At 40.5% G+C, this 24,511-nt stretch carries 19 protein-coding genes; 4 read left to right on the top strand and 15 right to left on the bottom strand.

The window, feature by feature from the left end; all coding sequences use genetic code 11:
• Window positions 1-9: 9 nt before the first annotated feature.
• The 6 genes from BEGALDRAFT_RS03605 to BEGALDRAFT_RS03580 all read right to left on the bottom strand — a co-directional run bounded on the left by BEGALDRAFT_RS03605 (window position 10) and on the right by BEGALDRAFT_RS03580 (window position 6,793).
• Window positions 10-384: a DUF4398 domain-containing protein gene (locus BEGALDRAFT_RS03605; protein WP_002683735.1), complete on the bottom strand. Its 375-nt coding sequence runs from the start codon at window positions 382-384 to the stop codon at window positions 10-12.
• 175 nt (window positions 385-559) lie between these two features.
• Window positions 560-3,187: a methyl-accepting chemotaxis protein gene (locus BEGALDRAFT_RS03600; protein WP_002683733.1), complete on the bottom strand. Its 2,628-nt coding sequence runs from the start codon at window positions 3,185-3,187 to the stop codon at window positions 560-562.
• A gap of 389 nt (window positions 3,188-3,576) precedes the next feature.
• Window positions 3,577-4,209 carry an ATP phosphoribosyltransferase gene (hisG, locus tag BEGALDRAFT_RS03595; protein WP_002683731.1) on the bottom strand — a complete coding sequence of 211 codons (633 nt, stop codon included), beginning with the start codon at window positions 4,207-4,209 and terminating at the stop codon, window positions 3,577-3,579.
• Window positions 4,210-4,215: 6 nt separating this feature from the next.
• Complete coding sequence (murA, locus tag BEGALDRAFT_RS03590; protein WP_002683730.1) at window positions 4,216-5,475, bottom strand: UDP-N-acetylglucosamine 1-carboxyvinyltransferase; 1,260 nt, start codon at window positions 5,473-5,475, stop codon at window positions 4,216-4,218.
• 12 nt (window positions 5,476-5,487) lie between these two features.
• Complete coding sequence (locus BEGALDRAFT_RS03585) at window positions 5,488-5,745, bottom strand: BolA family protein (protein WP_002683728.1); 258 nt, start codon at window positions 5,743-5,745, stop codon at window positions 5,488-5,490.
• Between the two features lie 40 nt (window positions 5,746-5,785).
• Entirely contained in the window at window positions 5,786-6,793 is a 1,008-nt protein-coding gene (locus BEGALDRAFT_RS03580) for a type IV pilus assembly protein FimV (RefSeq protein WP_002683726.1), read from the bottom strand.
• A gap of 275 nt (window positions 6,794-7,068) precedes the next feature.
• Here BEGALDRAFT_RS03580 and BEGALDRAFT_RS03575 point away from each other — a divergent pair, with 275 nt between their 5' ends.
• From BEGALDRAFT_RS03575 to BEGALDRAFT_RS03565, 3 genes are all read left to right on the top strand, one after another.
• Window positions 7,069-9,504: a glycogen/starch/alpha-glucan phosphorylase gene (locus tag BEGALDRAFT_RS03575; RefSeq protein ID WP_002683725.1), complete on the top strand. Its 2,436-nt coding sequence runs from the start codon at window positions 7,069-7,071 to the stop codon at window positions 9,502-9,504.
• Window positions 9,505-9,633: 129 nt separating this feature from the next.
• Window positions 9,634-10,293, top strand: coding sequence for a riboflavin synthase (locus tag BEGALDRAFT_RS03570; protein ID WP_002683722.1), 660 nt, complete (start codon window positions 9,634-9,636; stop codon window positions 10,291-10,293).
• Window positions 10,294-10,513: 220 nt separating this feature from the next.
• A complete protein-coding gene (locus BEGALDRAFT_RS03565; RefSeq protein ID WP_002683721.1) occupies window positions 10,514-11,119 on the top strand; it encodes a Uma2 family endonuclease in 606 nt (201 codons plus the stop codon).
• A gap of 112 nt (window positions 11,120-11,231) precedes the next feature.
• Here BEGALDRAFT_RS03565 and htpX read toward each other — a convergent pair whose 3' ends face one another.
• From htpX to BEGALDRAFT_RS17820, 3 genes are all read right to left on the bottom strand, one after another.
• On the bottom strand, window positions 11,232-12,101 hold the full coding sequence (gene htpX / locus BEGALDRAFT_RS03560; protein WP_002683719.1) for a protease HtpX: 870 nt from the start codon (window positions 12,099-12,101) through the stop codon (window positions 11,232-11,234).
• A 178-nt stretch (window positions 12,102-12,279) separates the two neighbouring features.
• Complete coding sequence (locus BEGALDRAFT_RS03555; protein ID WP_002683717.1) at window positions 12,280-13,092, bottom strand: MotA/TolQ/ExbB proton channel family protein; 813 nt, start codon at window positions 13,090-13,092, stop codon at window positions 12,280-12,282.
• Window positions 13,093-13,104: 12 nt separating this feature from the next.
• Window positions 13,105-14,046: an energy transducer TonB gene (locus BEGALDRAFT_RS17820; protein WP_002683715.1), complete on the bottom strand. Its 942-nt coding sequence runs from the start codon at window positions 14,044-14,046 to the stop codon at window positions 13,105-13,107.
• Between the two features lie 390 nt (window positions 14,047-14,436).
• On the opposite strand from BEGALDRAFT_RS17820, the gene BEGALDRAFT_RS03545 reads away from it, so the two are divergent.
• Window positions 14,437-15,918 carry a hydrogenase 4 subunit F gene (locus BEGALDRAFT_RS03545; RefSeq protein ID WP_002683713.1) on the top strand — a complete coding sequence of 494 codons (1,482 nt, stop codon included), beginning with the start codon at window positions 14,437-14,439 and terminating at the stop codon, window positions 15,916-15,918.
• Window positions 15,919-16,203: 285 nt separating this feature from the next.
• Here BEGALDRAFT_RS03545 and BEGALDRAFT_RS03540 read toward each other — a convergent pair whose 3' ends face one another.
• The 6 genes from BEGALDRAFT_RS03540 to BEGALDRAFT_RS03515 all read right to left on the bottom strand — a co-directional run bounded on the left by BEGALDRAFT_RS03540 (window position 16,204) and on the right by BEGALDRAFT_RS03515 (window position 24,503).
• Window positions 16,204-16,560: a phasin family protein gene (locus BEGALDRAFT_RS03540; RefSeq protein WP_002683711.1), complete on the bottom strand. Its 357-nt coding sequence runs from the start codon at window positions 16,558-16,560 to the stop codon at window positions 16,204-16,206.
• 65 nt (window positions 16,561-16,625) lie between these two features.
• Window positions 16,626-16,985: a phasin family protein gene (locus BEGALDRAFT_RS03535; protein WP_002683709.1), complete on the bottom strand. Its 360-nt coding sequence runs from the start codon at window positions 16,983-16,985 to the stop codon at window positions 16,626-16,628.
• A 29-nt stretch (window positions 16,986-17,014) separates the two neighbouring features.
• Window positions 17,015-17,818: a phasin family protein gene (locus tag BEGALDRAFT_RS03530; protein ID WP_002683707.1), complete on the bottom strand. Its 804-nt coding sequence runs from the start codon at window positions 17,816-17,818 to the stop codon at window positions 17,015-17,017.
• Window positions 17,819-18,501: 683 nt separating this feature from the next.
• Window positions 18,502-20,424, bottom strand: coding sequence for a penicillin-binding protein 2 (gene mrdA / locus BEGALDRAFT_RS03525; protein ID WP_002683706.1), 1,923 nt, complete (start codon window positions 20,422-20,424; stop codon window positions 18,502-18,504).
• Between the two features lie 102 nt (window positions 20,425-20,526).
• Window positions 20,527-21,810 (bottom strand): ATP-binding response regulator, encoded by a 1,284-nt coding sequence (locus BEGALDRAFT_RS03520; RefSeq protein ID WP_002683705.1) that lies wholly within the window; start codon window positions 21,808-21,810, stop codon window positions 20,527-20,529.
• Window positions 21,811-22,073: 263 nt separating this feature from the next.
• On the bottom strand, window positions 22,074-24,503 hold the full coding sequence (locus tag BEGALDRAFT_RS03515; protein ID WP_002683704.1) for a two-partner secretion domain-containing protein: 2,430 nt from the start codon (window positions 24,501-24,503) through the stop codon (window positions 22,074-22,076).
• Between the last annotated feature and the right edge of the window lie 8 nt (window positions 24,504-24,511).

Here is a 24,511-nt window from a genome sequence, read left to right as displayed (position 1 = left end):
CTCAGACCATTAGCGCGTTGCGCGGTCAACTTCACGTTTTAAGGTATCAATGCTTTTTTGCATTTCTACCGCAGCTTTACGGGAAGATGCGGCTTCTGCTTTCGCTTCGGCTAATTTGGCATCCATCAGGGCTTGATCGGCTAAGCGTTCCGCAACGTCATATTCTTTTTGTTGAACAGCGGCTTTTGCTTGCTCTAATTTGTCTTGTGCTTGACGCAGTTCGACGTAGTCCCGTGCATCTTTGGTTTGCGCATTGAGAATAAATGCTTCTGTTGTCGCCATTTTCTCTGTTGGGGGTTGTTTTGAGGAGCAACCCGCAAACAGGATAAAACTGCCAAGTAGTATTGGCGTACCTACCCAATGACGTAATTTTTTTGTTGTCATCGTGTGATTCCTTAATGATTCTGGTTAATGAAACAAGAATAAATGGAGATTATAAAAACATGAGGTCTGATGTACTTCACATTGTAACAATATCAATCCGACGTTGGGATAAATTTTATTAATAAGCATGTAATAAGCATGAGAGCTAACGGATATTTCTTGCCTTTTTGCTGATTTATAGTGTTTTGAAAAATGCGATACTATTTTTTAAATCAGTGGCTTGATTTTGCATTTCTGCGCTCGCAGTCGTGGCTTCTTCTACTAATACCGCATTTTGTTGAGTCATTTCATCCATTTGGGCGATGGCTTTATTGATTTGTTGAATTCCTGATGCTTGTTCTAAACAGGCGGCAGAGATTTCAGCAACAATATTGTTTACATGGCTCACTGAAATAACAATGCGTTCTAGCATCTTGCCCGATTCATTAACACGTGTTGTGCCCTCTTCTATTTGTTGCACACTTTGTTGTATCAATTGTTTAATTTCTTTCGCTGCAATTGCGCTACGTTGGGCTAGGTTGCGCACTTCGGTGGCGACAACGGCAAATCCGCGCCCATGTTCGCCCGCACGTGCGGCTTCTACAGCAGCATTGAGGGCAAGTAAATTAGTTTGAAAGGCAATTTCGTCAATAACGCTAATAATATCAGAAATTTGTTTACTACTTTGATTAATTTGCTGCATGGTTTTGATGGCTGTTTGCATCACAGCACCGCCTTGTTGAGCGGCGTTTTGGGCTTCTGTAGCAAGTAGTTTGGCACGTTGTGCATTTTCGGCGTTTTGTTGAATAGTGCCTGTAATTTCTTCAATGCTGGCGGCAGTTTCTTCTAGGGCAGCGGCTTGTTGTTCAGTGCGTTGGCTTAAGTTTTGATTGCCTGCGGAGATGGTTTGACTGGCAGCACTGACGGTATCTGCTGATTGTTGAATTTGATACATAACTTGAATCAGTTGTTGAATCGTGGCATTTACATCGGTTTTTAATAATTGTAAATCGCCTGCATAGTCACGTTGTATCTGTTGAGTTAAATCTCCTTGAGCAACGGCTGAAAAGACACGTATTAATTCGCTAATCATTTGCTGATTATAGTGCAAGGCTTGATTTAAAGTTTCACCAATATTGCGGAAAAATCCATTTTTATCAGTTAATTGTATGCGTTTATCAAATTGTCCTGTAGAAGCTGCTGATACAACCGTTTTTAATTCTTCCTCCATCATTACTTCTGTTGTTCGGTCACGCCATTCTAAAACCCAACCAAGTTTTTCACCTGATTTATTAATCACAATATTAATATTGAGCGAAGCTGTCATCGAACCTATGCGTATATCTTGGGCATATCCCTGAGTCATATTAGCGAGAATTTGCCGTTGTTTCGTTGGATTCTTATGATAGATATCAATTAATTGTCCAACTACAGCATTTGCATTAAAACTAGGTAAAAATTGTTTTAGTGTCGTTTCATTTTGTTTAAAAAAGCGTTGTGCTGCATTATTCACGTAGATAATTCGATAATTATTATCTGCAATTAAAACCCCTGTAGAAACATTATCTAACGCTTCATTAATCCGTAGAGCTTCATCAGCAATATGTTTGTCTTCTACTATTTTCTGATGCAATTGAGTTTGCATGATTTTAAAGGCTTGCAAGAGTTGTCCTGTTTCATCCGTGCTTTTTGGTTCAATCTCGTTATCTAAACGTCCTACTGCGATGGCTTGAGAAATCTTTACGGCTTTATGTAACGGGGTTGCGATTTCGTTGGCTAACCAGTAGATAAGTAAAAGAGCCAGTAACAAGGTTGTGATACCGACAATGGCAGAAACAACGTAGAGGCGTATCAGTGGTTTAAAAAGTTCTGACATAGGAATATTAATGCTAACAACCCAAGTTATTTGGGTTTGACCAATATGAATTTCTGCGCCGTAACTTAATATCATTTCTTGCAAAAGTTTAGAAAAACGATAGAGCATAAAAGCTTTATTTTTTAAAACTGCTTGTATATACACCTCGCTAAAAGTGACTTCGCGAATGGGTTTGCCAAAATTTTCCCCGTTTTTACTGGCAACAACAATTCCAGCACTAGAATAAACAGTAACATAAGCTGTATTAGACCCTTCAACGGTTAGTTCCTGCACCGTATCTTGCAAACTTTGTAAGGGTACAAAGACACCAATTACACCGATAAAAACTTGATTTTGATTAAAAAGAGGAACAGATAACGCCGTGATAAATTCTGATTGTTTCGTGATGGGATTCGTGTAGAGATAAGGTTCTGTAATAAACTCATGTCGTTTATTCTTGGGCACACTATAAAACTCAGCGGTTTCTAAAGGTTGTTCTAGTGTGAGTGAGCGCATAACTAATTCATTTTTTTCATTTCTTAACCAGTACGGCAGAAAACGCCCTGTTGCACTATTCCCTAATACGTTACTAAATGGCTTATCGTTACCATCAAATGCATTAGGCTCAAACGCGGCATAAATACCCACTAACTCAGCCTCACTTTGTAAGGTATTTTTTAATAAAGCATTAACCTGCTCACGATTAATACCTGTCTGTCCTTGTTGTAAAGTTTCTATTAACCGTGCTAAAACTCGTATTTGATTAAGATTTTTTTCAAGTTGTACTTGCATCAAGGTTGCGTAATGGTAAGCTGTTTCACGTGCAATAACGGCGGTTTGTTCCTCAGATAATTGCTGAACTTGATAACCTGAGATTAAGGAAATGCCGCCCAAACTCGCCCCAATGAGTAAAACAACAAAAAAGATTAGCTTTGTACTAATTGTTAGATTTCTAAACCATTTCATCATAGCATTCATCTCTTAACGGTTGTTGCTCATAGTATTTTCTATGCTGGATAGCATGAGGCATCAAAGATAAAAACCCTTGTACGTTATTTAAGCCATAAACAATTGTTAATCACAACATCAAACTTTGCTTTTTAACCTGAGTTTGGCGAATTTCTTTTGTCTGAATCAGGATTAGCAGGATTGAAAAGCATGGTTCACGTTAGTTTTTTGGTTTAAGGGTTTTAAATTCTGTTAATCCTGAAAATCCTGATTCAGACAAGCTGTTGTCTTTTTTAAAAGAAACTCGCAGAACTCAGGTTATAGTACGTTTACTATATATTTTTTATCGAATAAAAAAGGGGATAATGCAAATGCTGCAATACCCCCTGTATTTATACCCCCAAGAGAATTTAAGCGTTTCTTTGATTCACTGCTTCTTGAATTTTCGCAATAAACGCTTTTACTTGTGTATGTTTCATCTTCATCGTTGCCTTATTCACGACTAAGCGCGAACTAATATCAGCAATGTGTTCTAGTGGTTCTAAGCCATTCGCCCGCAAGGTATTCCCCGTATCAACCACATCCACAATTCTATCCGCTAAACCAACTAAGGGCGCAAGTTCCATAGAACCATACAGTTTAATGACTTCTACCTGTTCGCCCCGCTCTGCATAATAACGTTGTGTACAGTTAATATACTTCGTCGCAATGCGTAACCGTTTATGGTGTGGAATTGTATTTGCGAAGCCTGCAACCATCAGACGACAACGCGCAATTTGTAAATCTACAGGTTCGTACAATTCTTCTCCGCCGTATTCCATCAACACATCTTTACCCGCAACGCCAATATCAGCCGCGCCATATTCGACATAAGTCGGCACATCGGTTGCGCGAATAATCACTAACTGCACATCAGATTGATTAGTATCTAAAATCAATTTACGTGAGGTGTCAGGGTCATCAACGGGAATAATGCCCGCATGGGCTAATAACGGTAATGTTTCCTTAAAAATCCGCCCTTTCGATAAAGCAATTTTTAACATAATCAGTTATCTCGACACTCGGCGAATACTTGCACCCAATTGCGTGAGTTTTTCCTCAATCCGTTCATAGCCTCGGTCGATGTGATAAATTCTATCGACCAATGTTTCACCATCCGCGACTAAACCCGCCAGTACAAGACTTGCCGATGCGCGTAAATCAGTCGCCATCACGGGTGCTGCGGTCAGTTGCTCCGTTCCTGTGATAATCGCGGTATTACCTTCAATCACAATTTTCGCGCCTAAACGTTGCAGTTCAGAAACGTGCATAAAGCGATTTTCAAAAATCGTTTCGGTTAAAGTGCTAACGCCATCAGCAACAGCGTTTAACGCCATGAATTGCGCTTGCATGTCCGTTGGGAAAGCGGGATAGGGTGCGGTGTGAATGCTCACCGCTTTAGGGCGACGACCTTGCATATCTAATTCTATCCAGTTGTCGCCTGTCGTAATCGTTGCCCCTGCTTCACGGAGTTTAATTAAAACCGCGTCGAGTAATTTAGCAGAAGTGTCTTTTAACTTAACTTTTCCGCCCGTCATTGCTGCCGCGACTAAATATGTACCTGTTTCAATACGGTCAGGTAAAACGGTGTAAGTCGTGCCGTGTAAGCGTTCTTTGCCCACAATCCGAATGGTGTCAGTGCCTGCGCCCTCAATGTCTGCCCCCATTTGAATTAAGCATTTGGCTAAATCCACTACTTCAGGTTCACGCGCCGCATTTTCGATAATGGTTTCGCCCTCTGCGAGCGTTGCCGCCATCATTAAATTTTCAGTGCCTGTAACCGTGACTAAATCGAGATATAACGTCGCACCTTTTAAGCGTTTGGCTTTGGCTATCACATAACCGCCATCGACACGCACATCTGCGCCCATCGCTTCCAGCCCTGCAATGTGTAAATTCACAGGACGCGCACCTATCGCACAGCCACCCGGTAAAGAGACGGTTGCCTCTCCAAAACGTGCAACTAAAGGCCCTAGCACTAAAATCGATGCCCGCATGGTTTTGACTAACTCATACGGTGCGGTATAGGTATGCACACGGCGACTATTGATGTCGATGTGCATTTTTTCATCTAAAACTAGTTCAACCCCCATGCGACCAAGTAGGCTCATCATGGTAGTAATATCTTGTAAATGTGGAACATTACTTAAATGAACAGTGTCTTCAGTCAGCAATGTTGCGGCAAGAATGGGTAAAGCCGCGTTTTTCGCACCAGAAATGCGGATTTCACCATTTAAGGGATTACCGCCAGCAATCAATAATTTATCCATTTATGCAACTTGTTAGGCTAATTGTGATTTCTTTGCTTTTTCCCAAGATTCTGGGGTGTAGGTTTTTAATGCTAACGCATGGATAGCATTCATTTTAATGGCATCATCTAACAGGGCATAAACGGCTTGATGTTGTTTTACCATTGATAAATTAGTAAACGCTTCGCTCACGACAATTGCTTCAAAGTGGCTACCGTCTTCGCTATGTACTTCAACGATAGCATTTGGTAAGCCGTCTTCAATCATTTCTTTAACTTGCATGGGTAACATAAAAATCTCCATGAACAGGATGGATAGTTGATAAAAAATCTTATATTGGTTGAATAATCGCTTGTTTTTTCAACATTAAGCGTTTTTCAGTCTGTTGGCGAAAATAGCGTTTAATGATAAAAATGAGACGCAAAACAAACGCTAAGATAAAAGCATAAAACAAGAATAGAAACATTTGTTTTAAATAGTATTGCTGTTTGTCTGTAAATTGTTCGTTACTGCGCACGGTAAAAAATTGGGTTATTTGGGTTAAAACCTGAGCAAATGGCGTTTCTTCAGTTGTGACTTCACTGGGGGGCGTTGCTGGTTTAAATGGGGCTGGTGTATATGGTTTTAATGCAACGACTTCTTTTTTTACAGCAACTGTTGTTTTATCTGTTTCTGCGGCTGATGGGGTAGTAATGGGTGCAGGCGTTGCGCTGGTCGCAACAGGGGCAACTACTTCATTATTTATAGGTTTTTCCACACTGTTTTCTACGGGAGTAGCACTCACAGCGGGCATTATTTCTGTCGTACTGGGTGCAGGTGCGACAGTTTCGTTATTTGCAGGTTTTTCCGCGCTGGTTTCTTTGGTTTCTGTTGGTGTTGTGCTGGCTTCTGGAGCTGTTTCTGTGGTGCTAGGTGCAGGCGTAGCGGTTTCAACAGGTGCGACAGTTTCAGTATTTGCAGATGTTTCCGCAGTATTTATCACTGCCTCACACGGTAGCGTCGCACGTCCTGAGAGATGGTCATCCCACGCTAAAATTTGTTGCCCAATTTGTTGAATAGCAGAAATACGGTCGATTTGTTGCAAGGTTGCTTCATCAGGAACATTCACGCTTGACCCTAATTTAATAGAAAAAACATTGCAAGGATAAATAAATACATCAGGGTTAGTCTGTAATAAGCCTAAAAGAATTTGTTGACGTGTAACAGTCGCATCAGTTCGCATTTGTCCTGCAACTTGCCATAAATCAGCGGTGCTATTTATTTGATAACTTGATGTCGCATAAAGAGAATTTATCAGGATAAGAGAAAAGAGAAAAGAAACAAGTTGTAATTTTTTCATCTGGTTGCCTACCTATCCTATTCATGTGAGAAATTAACAACATCATAGACGACGAGCGATATCTTGCAAGCCTTTTTGTTTATCCCCTTATACACGCAAAAGTCGGCAAAAAAATGGCAAAAAAATAGGTAAAACTTGTCAGCGTGTCTAAGATAAATCAAACTAAAATGAATCCTGCCCGCATTTCGTCAGCACTAGAAACATGATTTTAAAAAACGTATTACGCGCTACTTCGCCAAAAACAACAATTTTCAACGCGGATTTATAAAACCACCATGTCCAAGCCCGATATTCAAACCTTTGTCGATGCCATTCGGCAACATTTAAGTTATTCCCTCGGTGTGCAACCAACGCAAGCATCACTGCATGATTTATTCATGGCGGTTGGATTAGCAACGCGCAATTTTATGTTAGATAAAATGTTTTTAACAGAACAGCGTTATGCACAGCAGGAAGCGAAACGGCTGTATTATCTGTCAATGGAGTTCTTAGTTGGGCGGTCACTGGCAAATAATTTATATAATTTGGGGCTTTATGATATTTGTCGCCAAGCCGTGCAAGCGTTTAATGTGGACTTTGATGAATTATTAGAAGTAGAACTCGATGCCGCTTTAGGTAACGGCGGGCTTGGACGGCTTGCGGCGTGTTTTCTCGATTCCTTAGCCACGTTAGACATGCCAGGTTATGGTTATGGAATTAATTACGAATACGGCTTGTTTAAACAAGATATTATTGCTGGTAAGCAGGTTGAAAAGCCTGACCATTGGCTAATTCGTGATACACCGTGGTTAATTGAACGACAAGATTATGCCTGTTTTATCCCCTTATATGGGCGTGTGGTGCAAACCCGTGACCGTGCGGGGAAAATGTTGCCAACATGGGTCGATTGGAAGGTTTTAATTGGCGTACCGCATGATATGCCAATTGTTGGGTATAGCGGTAATACTGTGAATTATCTGCGTTTATACTCAGCAATGTCTTCTGATGAATTCGATATGAATTTATTCAATGCAGGGGATTACATCAAAGCCGTTGAGCAAAAAATCTCTTCAGAAAATATCTCGAAAGTGCTTTACCCCTCCGACCAAGTGCGTGTCGGTAAAGAATTACGCTTAATTCAAGAATATTTCTTTATCGCTTGCGCAATTCGTGATGTTATCCGCATTCACCGCGAAAAATATCATCGTTTAGACAATTTAGCCGATAAAGTTGCCTTTCAACTCAATGATACCCACCCCGCGCTTGCCATTGCTGAATTAATGCGCACATTAACTGATGAGTATGATTTTAGTTGGAAAAAAGCGTGGGAAATGACGGTGAGCATGTGCGGTTATACCAATCATACCTTATTGCCAGAAGCCTTAGAAAAATGGTCAGTTGCCTTGCTCGAACACGTTTTACCGCGTCATTTGCAAATTATCTACGAAATCAATCACCGCTTTTTGCAACAAGTCGCACTACAATATCCCAGTGATGTCGGACGTTTACAACGCATGTCGATTATTGAAGAGGGCGATGATAAGCAAGTCCGTATGGCAAATTTAGCGATTATCGGTAGCCATTCTATTAACGGTGTCGCAGCGATTCATTCCGATTTAGTAAAAAAGAATTTAGTCCCCGATTTTTACGAATATTTCCCTGAACGTTTTAATAATAAAACCAATGGCGTGACTCCACGCCGTTGGCTACTCAATGCCAATCCCGCACTTGCAGAATTAATTACACAAACGATAGGCACGCAATGGACAACAGACTTATCACAATTACGCGATTTAGAAGCTTTTTGTGAAGATAGCGAATTTCAAGCCGCTTTTTTACACATTAAACGGACAAATAAGCAACGCTTGGCAACGTTAATCGCCGAAGAAATCCGCGTGATTCTCAATCCAGACGCTTTATTTGATATTCAAATCAAGCGATTGCATGAATATAAACGCCAGTTATTAAACGCCATGCACATCATTCACCAATACTTATCTATTGTTGAAGATGGTGTCGTCTTACCACATCCCAAAGTTTATATTTTTGCAGGAAAAGCCGCACCGGGTTATTTTATGGCAAAGTTAATTATTAATTTAATCAACAACCTTGCTGAAGTAATTAACCACGACCCGCGTGTTAGAGGCATGTTAAACGTGATTTTTATGCGTGACTATAAAGTGTCATTGGCTGAAAAAATTATTCCTGCTGCGGATTTAAGTGAACAAATTTCAACCGCTGGGATGGAAGCCTCAGGCACAGGCAATATGAAGTTTGCCATGAATGGCGCGTTAACTATCGGTACGCTAGACGGCGCAAATGTGGAAATTCGGGAAGAAGTGGGTGCGGAAAATATTTATATTTTCGGTCTAAAAGTCGATGATATTGCCAGAATGCAACGGCTAGGCTCTTATAAATCATGGGATTATTATCACCATAATCCCATGATTCGTCGCGTCATGGATGCGATTAACACTGACCGTTTTTGTCCGCGTGAAAGTGGTTTGTTTAAACCTATTTTTGACACCATTATGTTTAATGACCGCTATTATCATCTTGCTGATTTAGATAGCTATATTCAAACACAAGCGCAAGTTCTGACCGATTTCGGCAGTAAACCACATTGGGCAAAGAAAGCTATTTTAAATGTGGCACGTATGGGGAAATTTTCCAGTGACCGCACTATTAATGAATATGCCCGCGAAATCTGGGGGATTCAATCGATTGAATAAATGGTTTGCATCAAGATTCACTGAATTTTCAGGATTAAGTAGGATTAAACTGCTAAACGGTAAAAATCCTGATTCAAACCATTAAAATCCATTTTTGACTTTATTAAACACTGATTAGATTAAAAAACTATGTTTACAGGCATTATACAAACCGTCGGCAAAATTGCCCAAATCGAGAAAACAGGCGTGGATGCACGTTTTTACATCAATACAGGGGCGTTACCGCTGGCGGATGTCAATATTGGCGATAGCATCGCCGTGAATGGGGTTTGCTTAACCGCTGTGACCTTAATGCCTGATGGTTTTTGGGCGGATGTATCGGGCGAAACCCTTTCGCGCACGACATTAGGCAATTTACATACGGGTAGCCCTGTTAATTTAGAAAAAGCCTTAACCCCGCAAACGCCATTAGGGGGGCATATTGTCGCAGGACATGTGGACGGTGTCGGCACAGTCAGCCAATGCTATAACGACGGGCGGTCATTGCGGATTCATATCCAAGCCCCTGCGGAATTGGCGAAATATATCGCTGAAAAAGGCTCTATTTGCTTAGATGGTATTAGTTTAACCGTGAATCGGGTGATAGGTGCAGAATTTACGGTGAACATCGTCCCGCATACTGCACAGATGACAACGTGGAAATATTTACAGGTTGGTCAAGCCGTGAATTTAGAGGTTGATGTCATTGCGCGTTATTTAGAACGCTTAATGCTCGGTCAAAAAGCGGCAGACCCTGAAGCAAGTGGAATTAGTGAAAATTTTCTGCGTGAACATGGGTTTATGTCTTAATTTGTTGTCATGATGAATGTTTAAACTAACCTGAGTTCGGCGAGATTTATAAAACAGAGACCTACTAGGTTTTGAAAACCTAGTAGGTCTGTCGGGGCACACGAAAAGGATTCATCAGACAAGAGTAAAACATGTATCTTTTTTAAAAATCTCGCCATACTTGGGTTCTTGTAATGAAAAATATGCAATGTTTTTTGTCTGCACTTAAGGGGTAAAACCAATGACGATGATTACTAATTTTTCTCAGCTCGATTTAAGCAGACGTTATAGTTATGCGGATTATTTAACGTGGAAATTTGATGATGCGGTGGAGTTAATCAAGGGACATATTATGTTAATGTCGCCCGCGCCGAATTTAAAACATCAGCGGATTTCCCGTGAACTTTCTCAGAAAATCAATCAGTTTTTGTACAAACAAAAGTGTGAGCTATTTGTTGCCCCTTTTGATGTCAAACTGTATGACAGTCGAAAATCGCAGTTGTCTGACCGTGAAGTTTACAGCGTTGTACAGCCTGATTTATGTGTGATTTGTGACCCTGAGAAGTTGACAGAACAGGGGTGTAATGGTGCGCCTGATTGGATTATCGAGATTTTATCTAAGGGTAATTCAAAAAAGGAAATGCGTTTAAAGTATGAATTGTATGAAGAAAGTGGCGTAACTGAGTATTGGCTTGTGTATCCCTATGAGCAAGCTGTTTATCAATTCGTATTAAATCCTGAGACGGCAAAATATCAATTAGTTGCGATGTATGCCGAGGATGAAATTGCAACGCCAACGCTTTTTCCTGAATTAAAAATTGAGTTAGGTGATATTTTTGTGGAGTAAAAACAGCGGATAATTGATTGCTCACCATCATTAATTTTTTAATGCGTTTAAACAATAAAAAACCTGCTAGGTTTTGAAAATCTAGCAGGTTTTTTTATTTAAAAAACTTGGATTATGCTTGTTGTCTTAGGGCTTCAATACGATCATCAATGCTAGGATGGCTAGAGAATAATTGTTGAATGAGACCAACAGATTGGCTGCTGTGTATGCCAAATGCGCTCATTTGTGCGGGCATTTCGCCTGTATGTGCTTGTTGTAAGCGTTGTAAGGCGTGAATCATTTTGTTTGCCCCTTCTAAACGGGCTGCCCCTGCATCTGCGCGGAATTCGCGTAGCCGTGAGAACCACATGACGATAGGCATCGCAAGGATACCAAAGACAATTTCAGCGATAATGCTGGTAATAAAGTAGCCTAAACCAGGCCCAGAACTTTCTTCGTCTTCACCACGAAATAGTCCATCAACAAAGTGTCCAACTAGACGGGCTAAGAGAATGACGAAGGTGTTAACCACGCCTTGTACGAGGGTTAAGGCAACCATGTCTCCGTTAGCAACGTGGCTGACTTCGTGTGCTAAAACTGCTTCTACTTCATCACGGTTCATGCCATTGAGTAATCCTGTACTCACCGCAACTAGCGCGTTATTCCGATTCATTCCTGTTGCAAAAGCGTTCATGTCAGGTGAATCGTATATAGCAACTTCAGGCATTCCAATACCCGATTTTTGTGCTTGACGTTGTACGGTTTCGATTAACCATTGTTCTGTACTGTTCCTAGGGCTTTCAATGACTTCAGCCCCCATCATGGTTTTTGCACTCCATTTTGATATGGCGAGGGAGATAAACGCACCCCCCATCCCAAAGATAAAGGCAAAAATGATAAGTCCTGATAAAGTTGTTTGATTTGCGCCAAAAATGGAGGCGACAATACTGAGCAGGACAACAACGGCAATGTTGGTAATTATCAGTAAGATGGTACTTTTCATGGTCTGACTCACTCCTTAAACCGAATGTAAAAACAGGGTTATACAGCAAATAAATGACGTGATGTTGTCACTTAGCTAGGTATTTTCTAGTCTGACATATTATGGCTAGTGGTAGGATTTATCAAGTGTGTTTCAAGGGGACATGGGTGAGAATATTGTTTGATAAATACCTGAAAATCTATTTAGGGGATGTGTCTAACGATGGAGGAGGAGGGGGTTCAGTTGCAATCGTGTTAGCTTGGTATGTCGTTTCTGGGTGCAGTTTTTCGTCTGTTTTGGGTGGGAGTAGGGCTTCTAATTGTGTTTGTTCTATTTTTACGCCTGTATTGAGGTAGGCATATAAGTCGTGTGCAAAGCCATCGAGTTCGTTAAAAAGGCTTCTATTGCCACGAATCAGTGCGTTGTAGCCTAAAACAGCAGGAATTGCCACCGCTAACCCGATAGCCGTCATAATTAAGGCTTCGCCAACGGGGGCGGCAACGGTTTCTAAACTGGCATTTCCTTGTGCACTGATGGACATCAACGCGCCATAAATGCCAATGACTGTTCCTAGTAGTCCGACAAAAGGTGCGGTACTGCTGATGCTGGCTAAGATGCTTAAGCCTGCGTTGAGTTTTTCATGTTCTGCATTCATTACGCGACGCATTGCCCGTGTAATAAATTCGCTTTGGCTGCAAATCGTGCCTGAACGTTGGGTGACAAATTCTGCATGATGGGCTGCGGCAATCACGCCTTGAAGTGCAAGCCGCGAAAAGGGGTCTTTGGCTTTATGGGTTGCTAACCATTGAATTAATTCTTCTAATGTAATGACGTTGTTAAAAAAATGTTGAAAACGATGCACTTGGATATAGGTAAACCAGAGTTTTAATAATTTCGTGATGATGAGATACCACGATAAAATTGACATAAGGACGAGTAAGCCCAAGATACTTAATGCAATTTGATTGTCTGCAATATGTTGTAAAAACTCATTAAATCCAAAGTGAGGCATTTGTTTGTCCTTTTAGCGTAGTTCCCATTTAATTGGAATCGTAATCCATTCTTCAATATTTTTACCCGCCCGTTTTGCAGGAATATAACGCCAACGCATCACTGCCTCATAGGCGGCTTGGTCAAGACGGTTAAAATAACTACTTTGTTTAATCTCAGCTTTTTCTGCATAGCCTGATGTATTGACGAGTACATGGACTAATACCGTGCCTTGTTCATTATTTTTTCGTGATAAGGGGGGATAAATGGGTTTAGGATTATGTAAGGACTCGGCTTGATAATCTGCGGTTACATAACTACTGTCGCTGTCACTTTCTGGGAGTGCATCGGTTTTATATTTTGCCCATAGACTTAGCCCTGTTGGCATTACAGGTGAAGAATTGACAGCTGGATGATTTTCCGTCGTCACTTTGTCAACGGTATTCATCAATTTTGCCGCTTTAGATGAATCTGTTTTAGAATGTTCTGTTGTGGTTACAGCTTGTTTAACAGGGTTAGTGGCAAGCTTTTGTACGGATTTAATAGGCGTTTTTACCACAGGTTTCTGTGTTGATACTGTTCTATCTGCATTGACGATGGATTTTTCTTTTACTGATACTGATGATTTTGGCGATGTAACCAGTGGTTTTGTTACATGAATAGCAGATATTGGCTGAATTGTTGATAACAGTGAAGGGTCTGACAACGGTTGAGGTTGTTCTATTGCTGTAGAGACGGCTGATAAAACAGTGGGGGTTGTTGGTATGGATGATGATGTGCTTGTTTGATTTACAGTTACTGTTTTAACAGGATGAATCAAGTGGACATTAAACACTTTTTCCTGTTTATGAGGTGTGATAACAATCGGTGTAGTAGTTGTTTGAAAATTCCCCAAAAACTGCCAAATCGCCCAGCCATGAACAGCAATAAGAATGAGCAAGACAGTGAGCTTATTCAGTGCCTTTAGAATAAACATAAGCCTTTCACACGGTTGATTTTATAAAGAAACAAGGGCAGGATAATACAATAAATGACACTGTCCAGTATAACGGATAGCTGGGAAAGGTAAACCTATTTGCGCTAAGAAAAAAGGAGGGGACAAATAAAATCTACTTTGTACCCCTCCGAAAAGATTCAGGAGCTATACCACTCGTTAAATACTTATTCAAGAAACTTGCCAAGTCTTTACTTCCCATTAAATACATCATTTTTTATCCTGTTATACAACAGACAAACTCATTGTACTTCTACAAAATTAGCCCTTATGCTGCCAAAAATTTATAATACAGTCTCTTAGTTATTTGTCATTTACGCTTTAAATTAAGAATGTGCGTTTTTTTATAAACAAGCCAATGGTGAGGTGTGTGTGAATATTTTATCGCTCAATCTAGTCTTAGTGATTCCACTTATTGGCGCACTATTACTGGCTATCATGGGACATAAACGCGGTGCGGGTTGGCTTAATATATTCATTGCCAGTGCTAATTTTCTCGCTTCTCTTTGGCTTGTTATAGATATTCTACAAGTTGGCAGTTTTGTAACAGAGAATCAATTTTTCTTTGTCGATGCTTTTAATATTTATCTAGTGACCCTAACAACCTTTGTCGGGATGAATACCGCAATTTTTTCCCGTCCTTACATGCGTTACGAAGTGCAAAAAGGGCGTATTACCCCGTTACGGATGCGCTTGTATCACACCATGTATCAAGCCTTTATTTTTGCTATGTTACTCGCATTGACAACAAATAATTTGGGCTTACTGTGGGTTGCGATGGAAGCTGCTACATTGTCGACCGTGTTACTAGTTAGTTTGTACCGCACCCCAGAATCAATTGAAGCAGCTTGGAAATACTTTATTCTCTGCGGCGTTGGTATTGCACAAGCCTTATTTGGGACAGTCTTACTTTACTTTGCCGCTGAAAAAGTCGTTGTTGACCATCACGATGCACTTTCATGGACAGTCCTACAAGGCTATGCCTCACAACTAGAACCAACGGTTTTAAGCATTGCCTTTGTTTTTTTACTCGTTGGTTATGGCACAAAAGTTGGGCTAGTTCCCCTACATAACTGGTTGCCCGATGCCCATTCAGAAGGCCCTACGCCGATGTCCGCTGTTTTATCAGGCTTATTACTCAATGTGGCGTTATACGCATTAGTCCGCATTAAAATCATTGTGGATGGTTCGTTAAAAACAGATATGGCGAGTCATTTAATGATGGGATTTGGCTTACTCTCTTTTCTGGTTGCTGCATTTTTCCTGCATAGACAACGAGATATTAAGCGACTGTACAGTTACTCATCGATTGAACATATGGGGCTGATGACCTTTGCCTTTGGCTTGGGTACACCACTTGCCACGTTTGGCGCGTTGTTACATATGACAGTACACGCACTAACCAAATCAGCAATATTCATTACCGTAGGACACGCCACCCACATTGCTGGGTCGCAACAATTAGACAAAATACGTGGACTAATGCGTACACAACCCAGTCTTGCATGGGCTTTACTGTTAGGAACAGCCGCCATTGCAGGCTTCCCTCCTTTTGGGGTTTTTGTCAGTGAATTCATACTCATTAGTGCAACACTAAAAGACTATCCATGGCTTACGCCTTTTTTAGCTATCGGCTTAGGTGTTGCGTTTGCGGGCTTATTTAAACATGTTCAACCCATGATTTATGGAGAAGCACCTGCAAAACAAATTGCCGTTCATGCCAATATGCTCCCTGTTTTATTACAACTAGGGCTAGTCTTATGGTTAGGGTTAGCAATTCCCTATTTTCTCGCGCAATGGTTTGAACAATCAGTTGTGCTGATTACAGGGCAGGCTTTATGGAGTTATTTGTAACCTGAGTTCGGCGAGATTCTTTTAAAAAGACAACAGCTTGTCTGAATCAGGATTTTCAGAATTCACAGGATTTAAACCCCTTAAACCAAGAAATTAATGCGAATCACGCTTTTTAATTCTGCTAATTCTGAAAATTCTGTGAATTCTGATTCAGACAAAAAAAGACCTGCTAGGTTTTGAAAACCTAGCAGGTCTGTCGGAACACGCGAAATTAAGAAGACATAAAAAAACCTACAAACACTTTACGTTGCTTGTAGGTTTCTGTACCCATTAACAATAAATCACTTAATTTTTAATCGTTACTGGATAAGTTTCAATCGCTTCTTTAAACGTTTTTTCGGTTAAATCAACAAACTGACCTTTCACATCTAACATTAATTCAACAGTGACACGGTAGTTATGAAATAAACGGCTACTAAAACTCTCAATCAAGCCAGATTGTGCGACAACAATACTTTCTACATCTTTCGCTGCACCAAAAGATTTTAACTGTTGGCTACCAGCTTCTGTATAAATACCAAGCAATTCAATTTGCTGTTGTGTTAAGTGGACAACCAAATCATGATTAATGGCGGCGAATTTCTTTGCAGTTGCAAACGCTTTGTTGCTTAGTTCAGACCATTTCTGAATTTGTTCTTGCATTTCAATCACCTTGTATGAATAAGAAGCTAGCAAAATAAATACGATTGACTAACCGTGTGTTTACCTTACTTCACTAACTTAAGAATAGGATTAAACCCTGCAACATCCTTGGTATTTTGTTCTGCGAGAGAAACTAATTGCGTTTTAACACCCACCATCATTTCCATCGTAGTACGGAAGTTTTCCAGCACTTTCCGATTAAACTCTTCAAACGCGGTTGATTGCGCACTTAAAACATCTTGAAAATTTTTTGCTTGGCTGATGGCTTCCATATATTTAGTGCCACTTTCCATATAAAGACTAATTAAATTCATTTGTTGCTGTGCTAAACCAGTGAACAAATTACGGTTGATTTCTGCAAACTGTTGAAAAGAATCGATCGTGTTTTTATTCAATCCTGACCATTGTTGTAGATTTTCTGACATGAAATTCACCTCGCAAAAATAAATAAGATTTAGACAGGTTTAGACGGAGAAGGACGTTTTTTTGCCGTGGATTTTGCGGCGTGGCTTCGTGCTTTTGGAGAAACTACTTTTTTAACAGGGCTTGCCACCGCTGCGGGAGTTTCTGGTTTTTCATCAACCAATAAAGAGGTTTGGGTTGCAGTCTCTGCTTGTGCAACAGAGGTTTCTACCACAGTTTTTACTGTTTCAACGATAGTTTTTTCTACTGCGGGAGTATCTGTTTTTTCATCAATCAATAAAGAAGTTTGGGTTACAGTCTCTGCTTGTGCAACAGGCGTTTCTACCACGGTTTCAACTGTTTCAACAATAGTTTTTTCTACTGCGGTGACAGTTTCTACAATAGGAGCTACTACATTAGCTGTTGCGGTTGTTATCACGTCCGCTGTTTTTTGCACGGTTTCTGCTGATTTCTCCACTGCTTTATCAGCAACCGTTAAAACTGCCTTAATCTTTTCTTCCGTTAACTGACTGGATTGTCTATAACTTTGTTCGGCTAACTTGGTAAAGTCCACTTGTAAGTCAACAATCATTTTTAAAATGGACTGATAGTGGTTTAAAAGGCTTTGATTGACCTCGTTTAACACTGCAAACTGTTTTGTAAAAACATGCGAAAAATCTTTAACTTCGCTAAAAGCACGCAGCTGTTTTGCACCACTTTCCATATATAACCCAACCATATCTAATTGCTTTTGAGTCAGGTTTTTAAAAAAAGTATTTTGTAAGTCTGCAAATTGTTGGACTGACAAAAATGCATTTTTGTTAAGTTCAGACCAGTTTTTGAACTGCATAGGCATGGATAAAAAAACCTCTTAAAGAATAAACGACTTAGCTCACCAGTAAATTTCTATATCATAAAGCCTTTACGGCATTATCCATGCGGGGAGAAAGGGGTATTATTTATGACATAAGAATTTACAAATAACCATAAAAAATCTTTATTTTGTGCAATAAACTGTTTGAAATGATAAATCTTAACTTTTTGTGCATTGCAACAAGCGATTAATTCAAACAGTAATCAATAAAAATTAGATTGTCAAGATTTTTATGATGGCTAACGCTGTAACGCCTTTAGATATCATCAGATTTACCGTTATTAGATTTCTGAATAGTATAAGATGTTTATATTGCAGTGCTATTGCGTTATTAGCAGGATGTGACGCAGTGAAGAGTTAAATAACCTGAGTTCGGCGAATTTCTTTTAAAAAGACAACAGTTTGTCTGAATCAGAATTTTCAGAATTAACAGAATTTTCAGAATTAAAAAGACAAGAAAATTAAAAGAATAAAAAATTATGTTTTTAATTGTTTTTAATTCTGCTAATTCTGAAAATTCTGTGAATTCTGATTCAGACAAAAAAAGACCTGCGAGGTTTTGAAAACCTAGCAGGTCTCTGTTTTACTTTATAAAACTCGCCGAACTCAGGTTAAATAAGGTAGATGGGTGCTATAAATAACGTATTAAGCACCCACTGCGTTATTTATTCTTGCCGAGTGCCACCGCGTGCGGTGTTCTTAACTGTTGGTTCTTCAGGCTCTGTGGGTGCAGAACCCAGTAAATAATAATCCATAACTTTTTTGGCAATGGGTGCCGCAGTACCGCTACCGCTTCCACCGTTTTCTATAATCACCGCAACGGCAATGCGGGGGTCTTCTACAGGGGCAAAGGCAACAAAAAGTGCATGGTCGTGAAAGCGTTTTTCTAAGCGTTTCGCGTCGTAACGTTCATCTTGTTTAATCCCCACAACTTGCGCTGTGCCCGTTTTCCCTGCAAAGCGATAGGCAGAGCCTAAACCAACTTTACGGGCTGTACCACGGTTGCCATGCACGACATCAACCATGCCTGCAATCCCTAATTGCCAATATTCGTCATATTTTAAGGTAATTGCATTTTTAGGTTCGGCACGGACTAAGACACTTTCATTGGTATTAGTGTCGTCAACCGTAAAGACAACTCGAGGTTGGCGGATTTGTCCATGCATACTTAAGGTTGCTGTTGCAACAGCCAATTGTATCGGGGTTGCCAGCATAAAGCCTTGTCCGATACCTGCAATCAGTGTTTCCCCTGGAAACCAAACGCTTTTTCGTACATCACGTTTCCATTCTCGTGAAGGCATTAAGCCACTGAGTTCCCCATCAATATCAATGCCTGTTGGTTTGCCAAACCCGAAGCGGGTCATAAAGTTGTGTAGGCGGTCTATGCCTAAGTCATTGGCAAGGGAGTAAAAATAAACGTCGCAGGATTGCTCAACGGCTTGGCGGAAATTCACAAAGCCATGTCCGCTTTTTTTCCAATCGCGGTAACGGTGTGAATAATCAGGCAAACTAAACCAACCTGGACACCATGTGCGACTGTTTTCCGCGCGTAATCCATATTCTAAACCAGCTAATCCGACAAAGGCTTTCACGGTAGAACCAGGGGGATATTGTCCACGCAAGACCCGATTAAATAAGGGACGTTCTGGTGCGTATAACAGTGCATGATAGGTTTTAGTATCAATGCCATTCACAAATAGATTGGGGTCAAAATTGGGCATACTGGCAAGGGCTAAAATAGCCCCTTTATCAGGTTCTATTGCAACAATTGCCCCACGCTCGTTAGCAAGCACTTGTTCTGCATAAGTTTGTAATTTGATATCTATATTGAGATATAAATTTTTACCCGGTATTGGGGGGGTGCGCTCTAACACGCGAACAACGCGCCCTGTTACATTAGTTTCTACTTGTTGAAAACCAACTTTTCCATGTAATTCTGTTTCATAGGTTTTTTCTACCCCTGTTTTACCGATGTAATCACTACCGCTGTAATTAGATTGGTCGATATTTTGTAATTCTTGTTCGCTAATACGTCCAACATAGCCAATCACATGTGAACCTGTGTTGCCTAAAGGATAGTAACGACTTAGATTTGCTGTAATATCAATTCCTTGAAAGCGGTGGCGTTGTACGGAAAATTTCGCAACTTCTAATTCGGTTAAGCGAAAACGAAGAGGGATGGAATCAAAACGCCGTTTTAATTTTAATTGTCGTTTAAAGCGTTCTATATCAGAGGGTTCTATCCGCACAACTTGCCCAAGACGTTGTAACATTTCATCTAAATCCCCTTCTACTTGTTCAGGCACAACTTCAAGGGTGTAAGAGGTGCGATTTTCTGCCAGCACAACGCCGTTACGGTCATAAATTAAGCCACGGGTGGGCGGTAATGGCAGAATTTTTAAGCGATTTTTTTCAGACAGTGTGGTATAGCGTTCATGATTAATGACTTGCAAAAATACCAAGCGCGTGACGATGAGAGATAAACCGACCATCATGCACAGCCATGCGACGATGAGACGGCTTTTAAAAAGGCGATTTTCTCGAACAATGTCTTTTAAAATAAATGGGGTTGGATGGGGAGAGGACATGTTTTAGGCAATAGGCGGGGACGGTGAAAGGGAGTCGTTGCTGATGTGCTCTCTGAGTAGTAGGCGTGTACATCGGCAAAAAGTCATAACCATGAATCTGTTTTATCGAGTGATAGGTTGAGTATCGAGGTTAAATTCTACAATAAACTGTGAACCCTGATTAAGCGTACTTTGACACCAAACTTGCCCTTGCTGGGCTTCTGTCAGTTTTTTAACGATAAATAGCCCTAAGCCTGAAGAGTGTTCATTGCCTGTTGGTTTAGGCGTAAGACGGGTGAACTTTCCGAACAATTTTTGTTGATCTTCTTTACTAAGCCCCGGCCCTTCATCGGCAACGGTGCAGCGTACTTTGTCACTATGACTGCTTAAACAAATGGTCACTTGTTTATGGTGTAGGGAATATTTAACGGCGTTGGAGATGAGGTTTTCTAAAATTTGATGTACACGGATTTCATCCGCATAAATCAGATAGTTAGGTTTATCAGTAATACATTTAATCTGAATATTTTTTTCTTCTGCACGGCGTTTATATTGCATAATCAGGGCGTTGACAAGGGGGAGTAAATCCATTTTTCTAAAAGCAAAGGGCATTGCACCTGATTCAATACGGTTGACATCAATTAAATCTTTAACCAGATTCAGCATTTGTAGAGAGCTATGCCGAATTAATCGCGCGAATTTTACAACATCATTTTTGGGTAAACGGTCATAATCAGTTTCTATTTCTTCGGCATATACTTTGATATTAGAAAGTGGATTTTTAATATCATGGGCGGTAATACTTAAAAATTCATTTTTTTCTTGGTTAAGTTGTATTAGTTGGGCGTTTTTTTCTCGCAATTCACCCACTCGAGCCTGCACCATTAACTCTAAATTCTGTCTGTATCCTTCTAACGTCATGATATTATTGTAAGCCCGCAAGCAGCTGGTAATTAAAGCAAATAATTTCTGTGCGGTTAATTCTGTTTTATTCGCATAATAATTAATTTCATATTTGCTGATGACTTCTTTTTCTGGCGCATACCCTGGTTGACCTGTGCGTAAAATAATTTGTGCAAAATGGTTACGGCAGGTTTCGCGGACATATTCTACAAAGATAAGTCCAGCGTCTGGGGTTTCCATCACGACATCTAATAAAATAATTGCAATATCAGAATGTTGAGACAATATTGCTTGTGCTTCTATACCTGAGTAAGCACTTAAAATTGTTAGTGATTTGTTTTGAAAAGTAAATTTATCTAAGACAAGTCGTGTGATTTGATGCATATATTGATCATCATCCACAACTAATAATTTCCATGTTTCAGTTTGTTGCTTTTCGTGTTGCTCATCATCAGCAAACAAAATTGCTTCATCGGTTTTTAGACTAGAAGAGTTTGAACTCATAATGCTTAATAACCTTAATTATTTAATAAATACAGTTTATTATAATTTCTTTACTTTATATCAGCTTAGTTTATCTCTGTGGTGATGAATTGTATAGAAAGATAATCAAGTATCAGGGATGATTGCACAATAATAAAGTCTATGCTTGATTAACTTCACCATTGGGAAATAAGACGTTGTTATTTACGTTTTTTTGCGATTATTTCACGTTATTTCATGATGACAACAGGATATTTTTGTCATGATAAAATCAATTTTGTCTTTTAATGGGTTATTGGTGTCGGGCGAATTGTATTGGGTGATAATGGCACGCCTTGTGTGGGTAATACCGTAAAACTGCTACTGTTTTCAACGTCATTAATCACTAATTGGCAAGCCGTTTGTAAAGAAAGCGAGGCATTTAAATAATGACTGGGTAATAGGGCAATATCGCCAAGCAATTGCGTTTCTGGGGCACGAATTTGAATAGTGCCATCAATGCCTAATGCGGAAGAGGCATCAAGCAGGCTGTCACTGGAAGCGATAAAATTACCCGCAATAATTTGAATATTCCCCCCATGCCCTGCAAAAGCGTTAGCACGAAGTGTGCCCTGATTTAAAATCATAAAATGTGGAGAGTGTCGTAAACCAATATTTAAATTTCCGCCTTGGTCGGTGGATTTTGTGCCCGTCGCTTCTGCGGTTATTTGACTGTTTAGTAAGTAAAGCGATTGATTAATCTCTAAATAAATATTACCGCCACCCGCTGTACGTGCTTCAGTTGTAATCACGCTGTTGTCCGTGAGTTGTAAAACATCTGCGCGAATTTGAATATTGCCTGCATTACCTGTGCTCGTACTTTGTACACTGATTTTACTATTTTTTTCTAAATTGATTGTGTGGGCTGTTACTGCAATTTCGCCCCCATGTCCTGTGCCACTGCTAGGCGCGATAATATCGCCCCCCTTGCTCAATAAAATACGTTCTGCCTGTATGACAATGCTACCTGCTTGTCCTGTTGAGCCGACAAAGGTTGCAGACTGAATTCGTCCACCTTGCAGGATTTGCAAATAAGGGCTATTGATTTCTATCGCCCCCCCATTTCCTCTGTTTAATACCCCTGATTGTCCTGCGCTACTACTGATTAAACTGAGTTTATCGCCTGTTTCTGTCTGTATCAGCACAAAATCACTTGCATTAATGCGTATCGTTCCCCCCTGTCCTGCGCTCAAGGTACTGCTATCGATAAAACTGCCTTGATTAATCACTAATTCAGCGACTTCTACTTGAATCGTCCCAGCTACGCCATCTGCCTGTTCACCCAAAGCAACGCTGATACCACTTTGATTGTCTAGTTGTAATGTGTTAGCGTGAATCTGAATAATGCCACTACCGCCCGTTCCTCGCGCAAGACTGAGAATAGCACCTTGCTCATTTAACTGAATCAGAGGCGCGTCGATCAGTAAATTACCCGCTGACCCTGTCGATGTGCTTTCACTGCTGGCAGAAATCCCACTTTGTTGTTGAATATCAATAAATTCACTTGCAGTAATTTCAATATTACCACTGTTGCCATCGCCTGCTGTCACAGAACCTATACCTGCACCATTGTGTAGCTGTACACGCTCGGCTTGAATCACAATATTACCCGCTTGTCCGCTACTGTTGCGCTGTAAACGTGCCCGAACAATCGTATCAGGGTCAACTAAGGTTAAATCCGCGCTCGTCAACTGAATATCGCCTCCTCGCCCGCCCGTGCCGAACTTATCCGCTGTTATCCGCGATTGTTGGCTGAGTTGCATAGACTCATCCGCAATAATAGAAACACCGCTTGCTTGCGTACCATTTCCATACGTATCCGCGAATAAATAAGCATTACTTGCGATAAATTGCCCTGCACGAATATAAATTTGTCCACTTTGCGTACCACTGACATCAACATCCCCCAACCCTACGCCGTTGCTCAACGTTGGGCGAATTTGTCCTGTTGAGCGCGTTATTTGCACCGTTCCCCAATGCTCAACACGCTCCTGTGCATTAATACCCAGCCCCACAGTACCCACAGCCTTTGTCGCAATGAATACCAACTGCCCCCCCGTTGCAAACAAAGTACTATTATTTAAAAAAATATCACCACCAACTAAACCTAAAGTTTTCCCTGCACGCACGGATAATAAGCCATTATCAACGGTAATGGGCGCGGGCGTTGCCGAAAGAAAGCCAAAAGCCAGCGGAGAGGCAGTGGTTAAACGACTATTTTGGGAAAGGTGGGTAAAAAAGACTTGTTGGTCAGTAAATTGTAGATAATCCGCCGTACTGATATAAAAACTATTGGGAACGTTTAGAACGGCATGTTCTCCAAAAATTACCCCAGCAGGGTTTAAAAAGTAAAAACTTGCATTTGCCATATTAGTTGTAATACGCCCATCAATGACAGAAGCATTACCGCCAGTCACACGACTAATAACTTGCTGAATATCTGCTGACCCTAAAAAAACGGCTGTTTCATGAGGTTGCAAATTAAACTGGGAAAAGCTATGAAATAAATTTGTACCCTGTTGTTGTCCTAAAACAGCGGAAATTTGATAATTTGGTGCATTTAATCCAGTTTGCTGCCCTAAACTACCGTCGACAATCACTTCTGCAACACTGCTGATTGTCCAAAAAAACAAACTGTATAAGAGAATCAGACGGAATCTGGAAGGCGAGTGCATTCTATATA

The organism is Beggiatoa alba B18LD, assembly GCF_000245015.1.
In the GTDB taxonomy this organism is placed as follows: Bacteria; Pseudomonadota; Gammaproteobacteria; order Beggiatoales; family Beggiatoaceae; genus Beggiatoa; species Beggiatoa alba.
This window is presented reverse-complemented; position numbering and strand designations above follow the sequence as displayed.

Excerpts from the sequence above, each read along its gene's own strand:
- BEGALDRAFT_RS03575 (WP_002683725.1), top strand. The coding sequence starts at position 7,069 with ATGTCCAAGCCCGATATTCAAACCTTTGTCGATGCCATTCGGCAACAT.
- BEGALDRAFT_RS03565 (WP_002683721.1), top strand. The coding sequence starts at position 10,514 with ATGACGATGATTACTAATTTTTCTCAGCTCGATTTAAGCAGACGTTAT.
- BEGALDRAFT_RS03570 (WP_002683722.1), top strand. The coding sequence starts at position 9,634 with ATGTTTACAGGCATTATACAAACCGTCGGCAAAATTGCCCAAATCGAG.
- BEGALDRAFT_RS03555 (WP_002683717.1), bottom strand. The coding sequence starts at position 13,092 with ATGCCTCACTTTGGATTTAATGAGTTTTTACAACATATTGCAGACAAT.
- BEGALDRAFT_RS03540 (WP_002683711.1), bottom strand. The coding sequence starts at position 16,560 with ATGCAAGAACAAATTCAGAAATGGTCTGAACTAAGCAACAAAGCGTTT.
- htpX (WP_002683719.1), bottom strand. The coding sequence starts at position 12,101 with ATGAAAAGTACCATCTTACTGATAATTACCAACATTGCCGTTGTTGTC.
- BEGALDRAFT_RS03605 (WP_002683735.1), bottom strand. The coding sequence starts at position 384 with ATGACAACAAAAAAATTACGTCATTGGGTAGGTACGCCAATACTACTT.
- BEGALDRAFT_RS03600 (WP_002683733.1), bottom strand. The coding sequence starts at position 3,187 with ATGATGAAATGGTTTAGAAATCTAACAATTAGTACAAAGCTAATCTTT.
- BEGALDRAFT_RS03585 (WP_002683728.1), bottom strand. The coding sequence starts at position 5,745 with ATGTTACCCATGCAAGTTAAAGAAATGATTGAAGACGGCTTACCAAAT.
- BEGALDRAFT_RS17820 (WP_002683715.1), bottom strand. The coding sequence starts at position 14,046 with ATGTTTATTCTAAAGGCACTGAATAAGCTCACTGTCTTGCTCATTCTT.
- BEGALDRAFT_RS03520 (WP_002683705.1), bottom strand. The coding sequence starts at position 21,810 with ATGAGTTCAAACTCTTCTAGTCTAAAAACCGATGAAGCAATTTTGTTT.
- hisG (WP_002683731.1), bottom strand. The coding sequence starts at position 4,209 with ATGTTAAAAATTGCTTTATCGAAAGGGCGGATTTTTAAGGAAACATTA.
- BEGALDRAFT_RS03515 (WP_002683704.1), bottom strand. The coding sequence starts at position 24,503 with ATGCACTCGCCTTCCAGATTCCGTCTGATTCTCTTATACAGTTTGTTT.
- BEGALDRAFT_RS03580 (WP_002683726.1), bottom strand. The coding sequence starts at position 6,793 with ATGAAAAAATTACAACTTGTTTCTTTTCTCTTTTCTCTTATCCTGATA.
- mrdA (WP_002683706.1), bottom strand. The coding sequence starts at position 20,424 with ATGTCCTCTCCCCATCCAACCCCATTTATTTTAAAAGACATTGTTCGA.
- murA (WP_002683730.1), bottom strand. The coding sequence starts at position 5,475 with ATGGATAAATTATTGATTGCTGGCGGTAATCCCTTAAATGGTGAAATC.
- BEGALDRAFT_RS03530 (WP_002683707.1), bottom strand. The coding sequence starts at position 17,818 with ATGCCTATGCAGTTCAAAAACTGGTCTGAACTTAACAAAAATGCATTT.
- BEGALDRAFT_RS03535 (WP_002683709.1), bottom strand. The coding sequence starts at position 16,985 with ATGTCAGAAAATCTACAACAATGGTCAGGATTGAATAAAAACACGATC.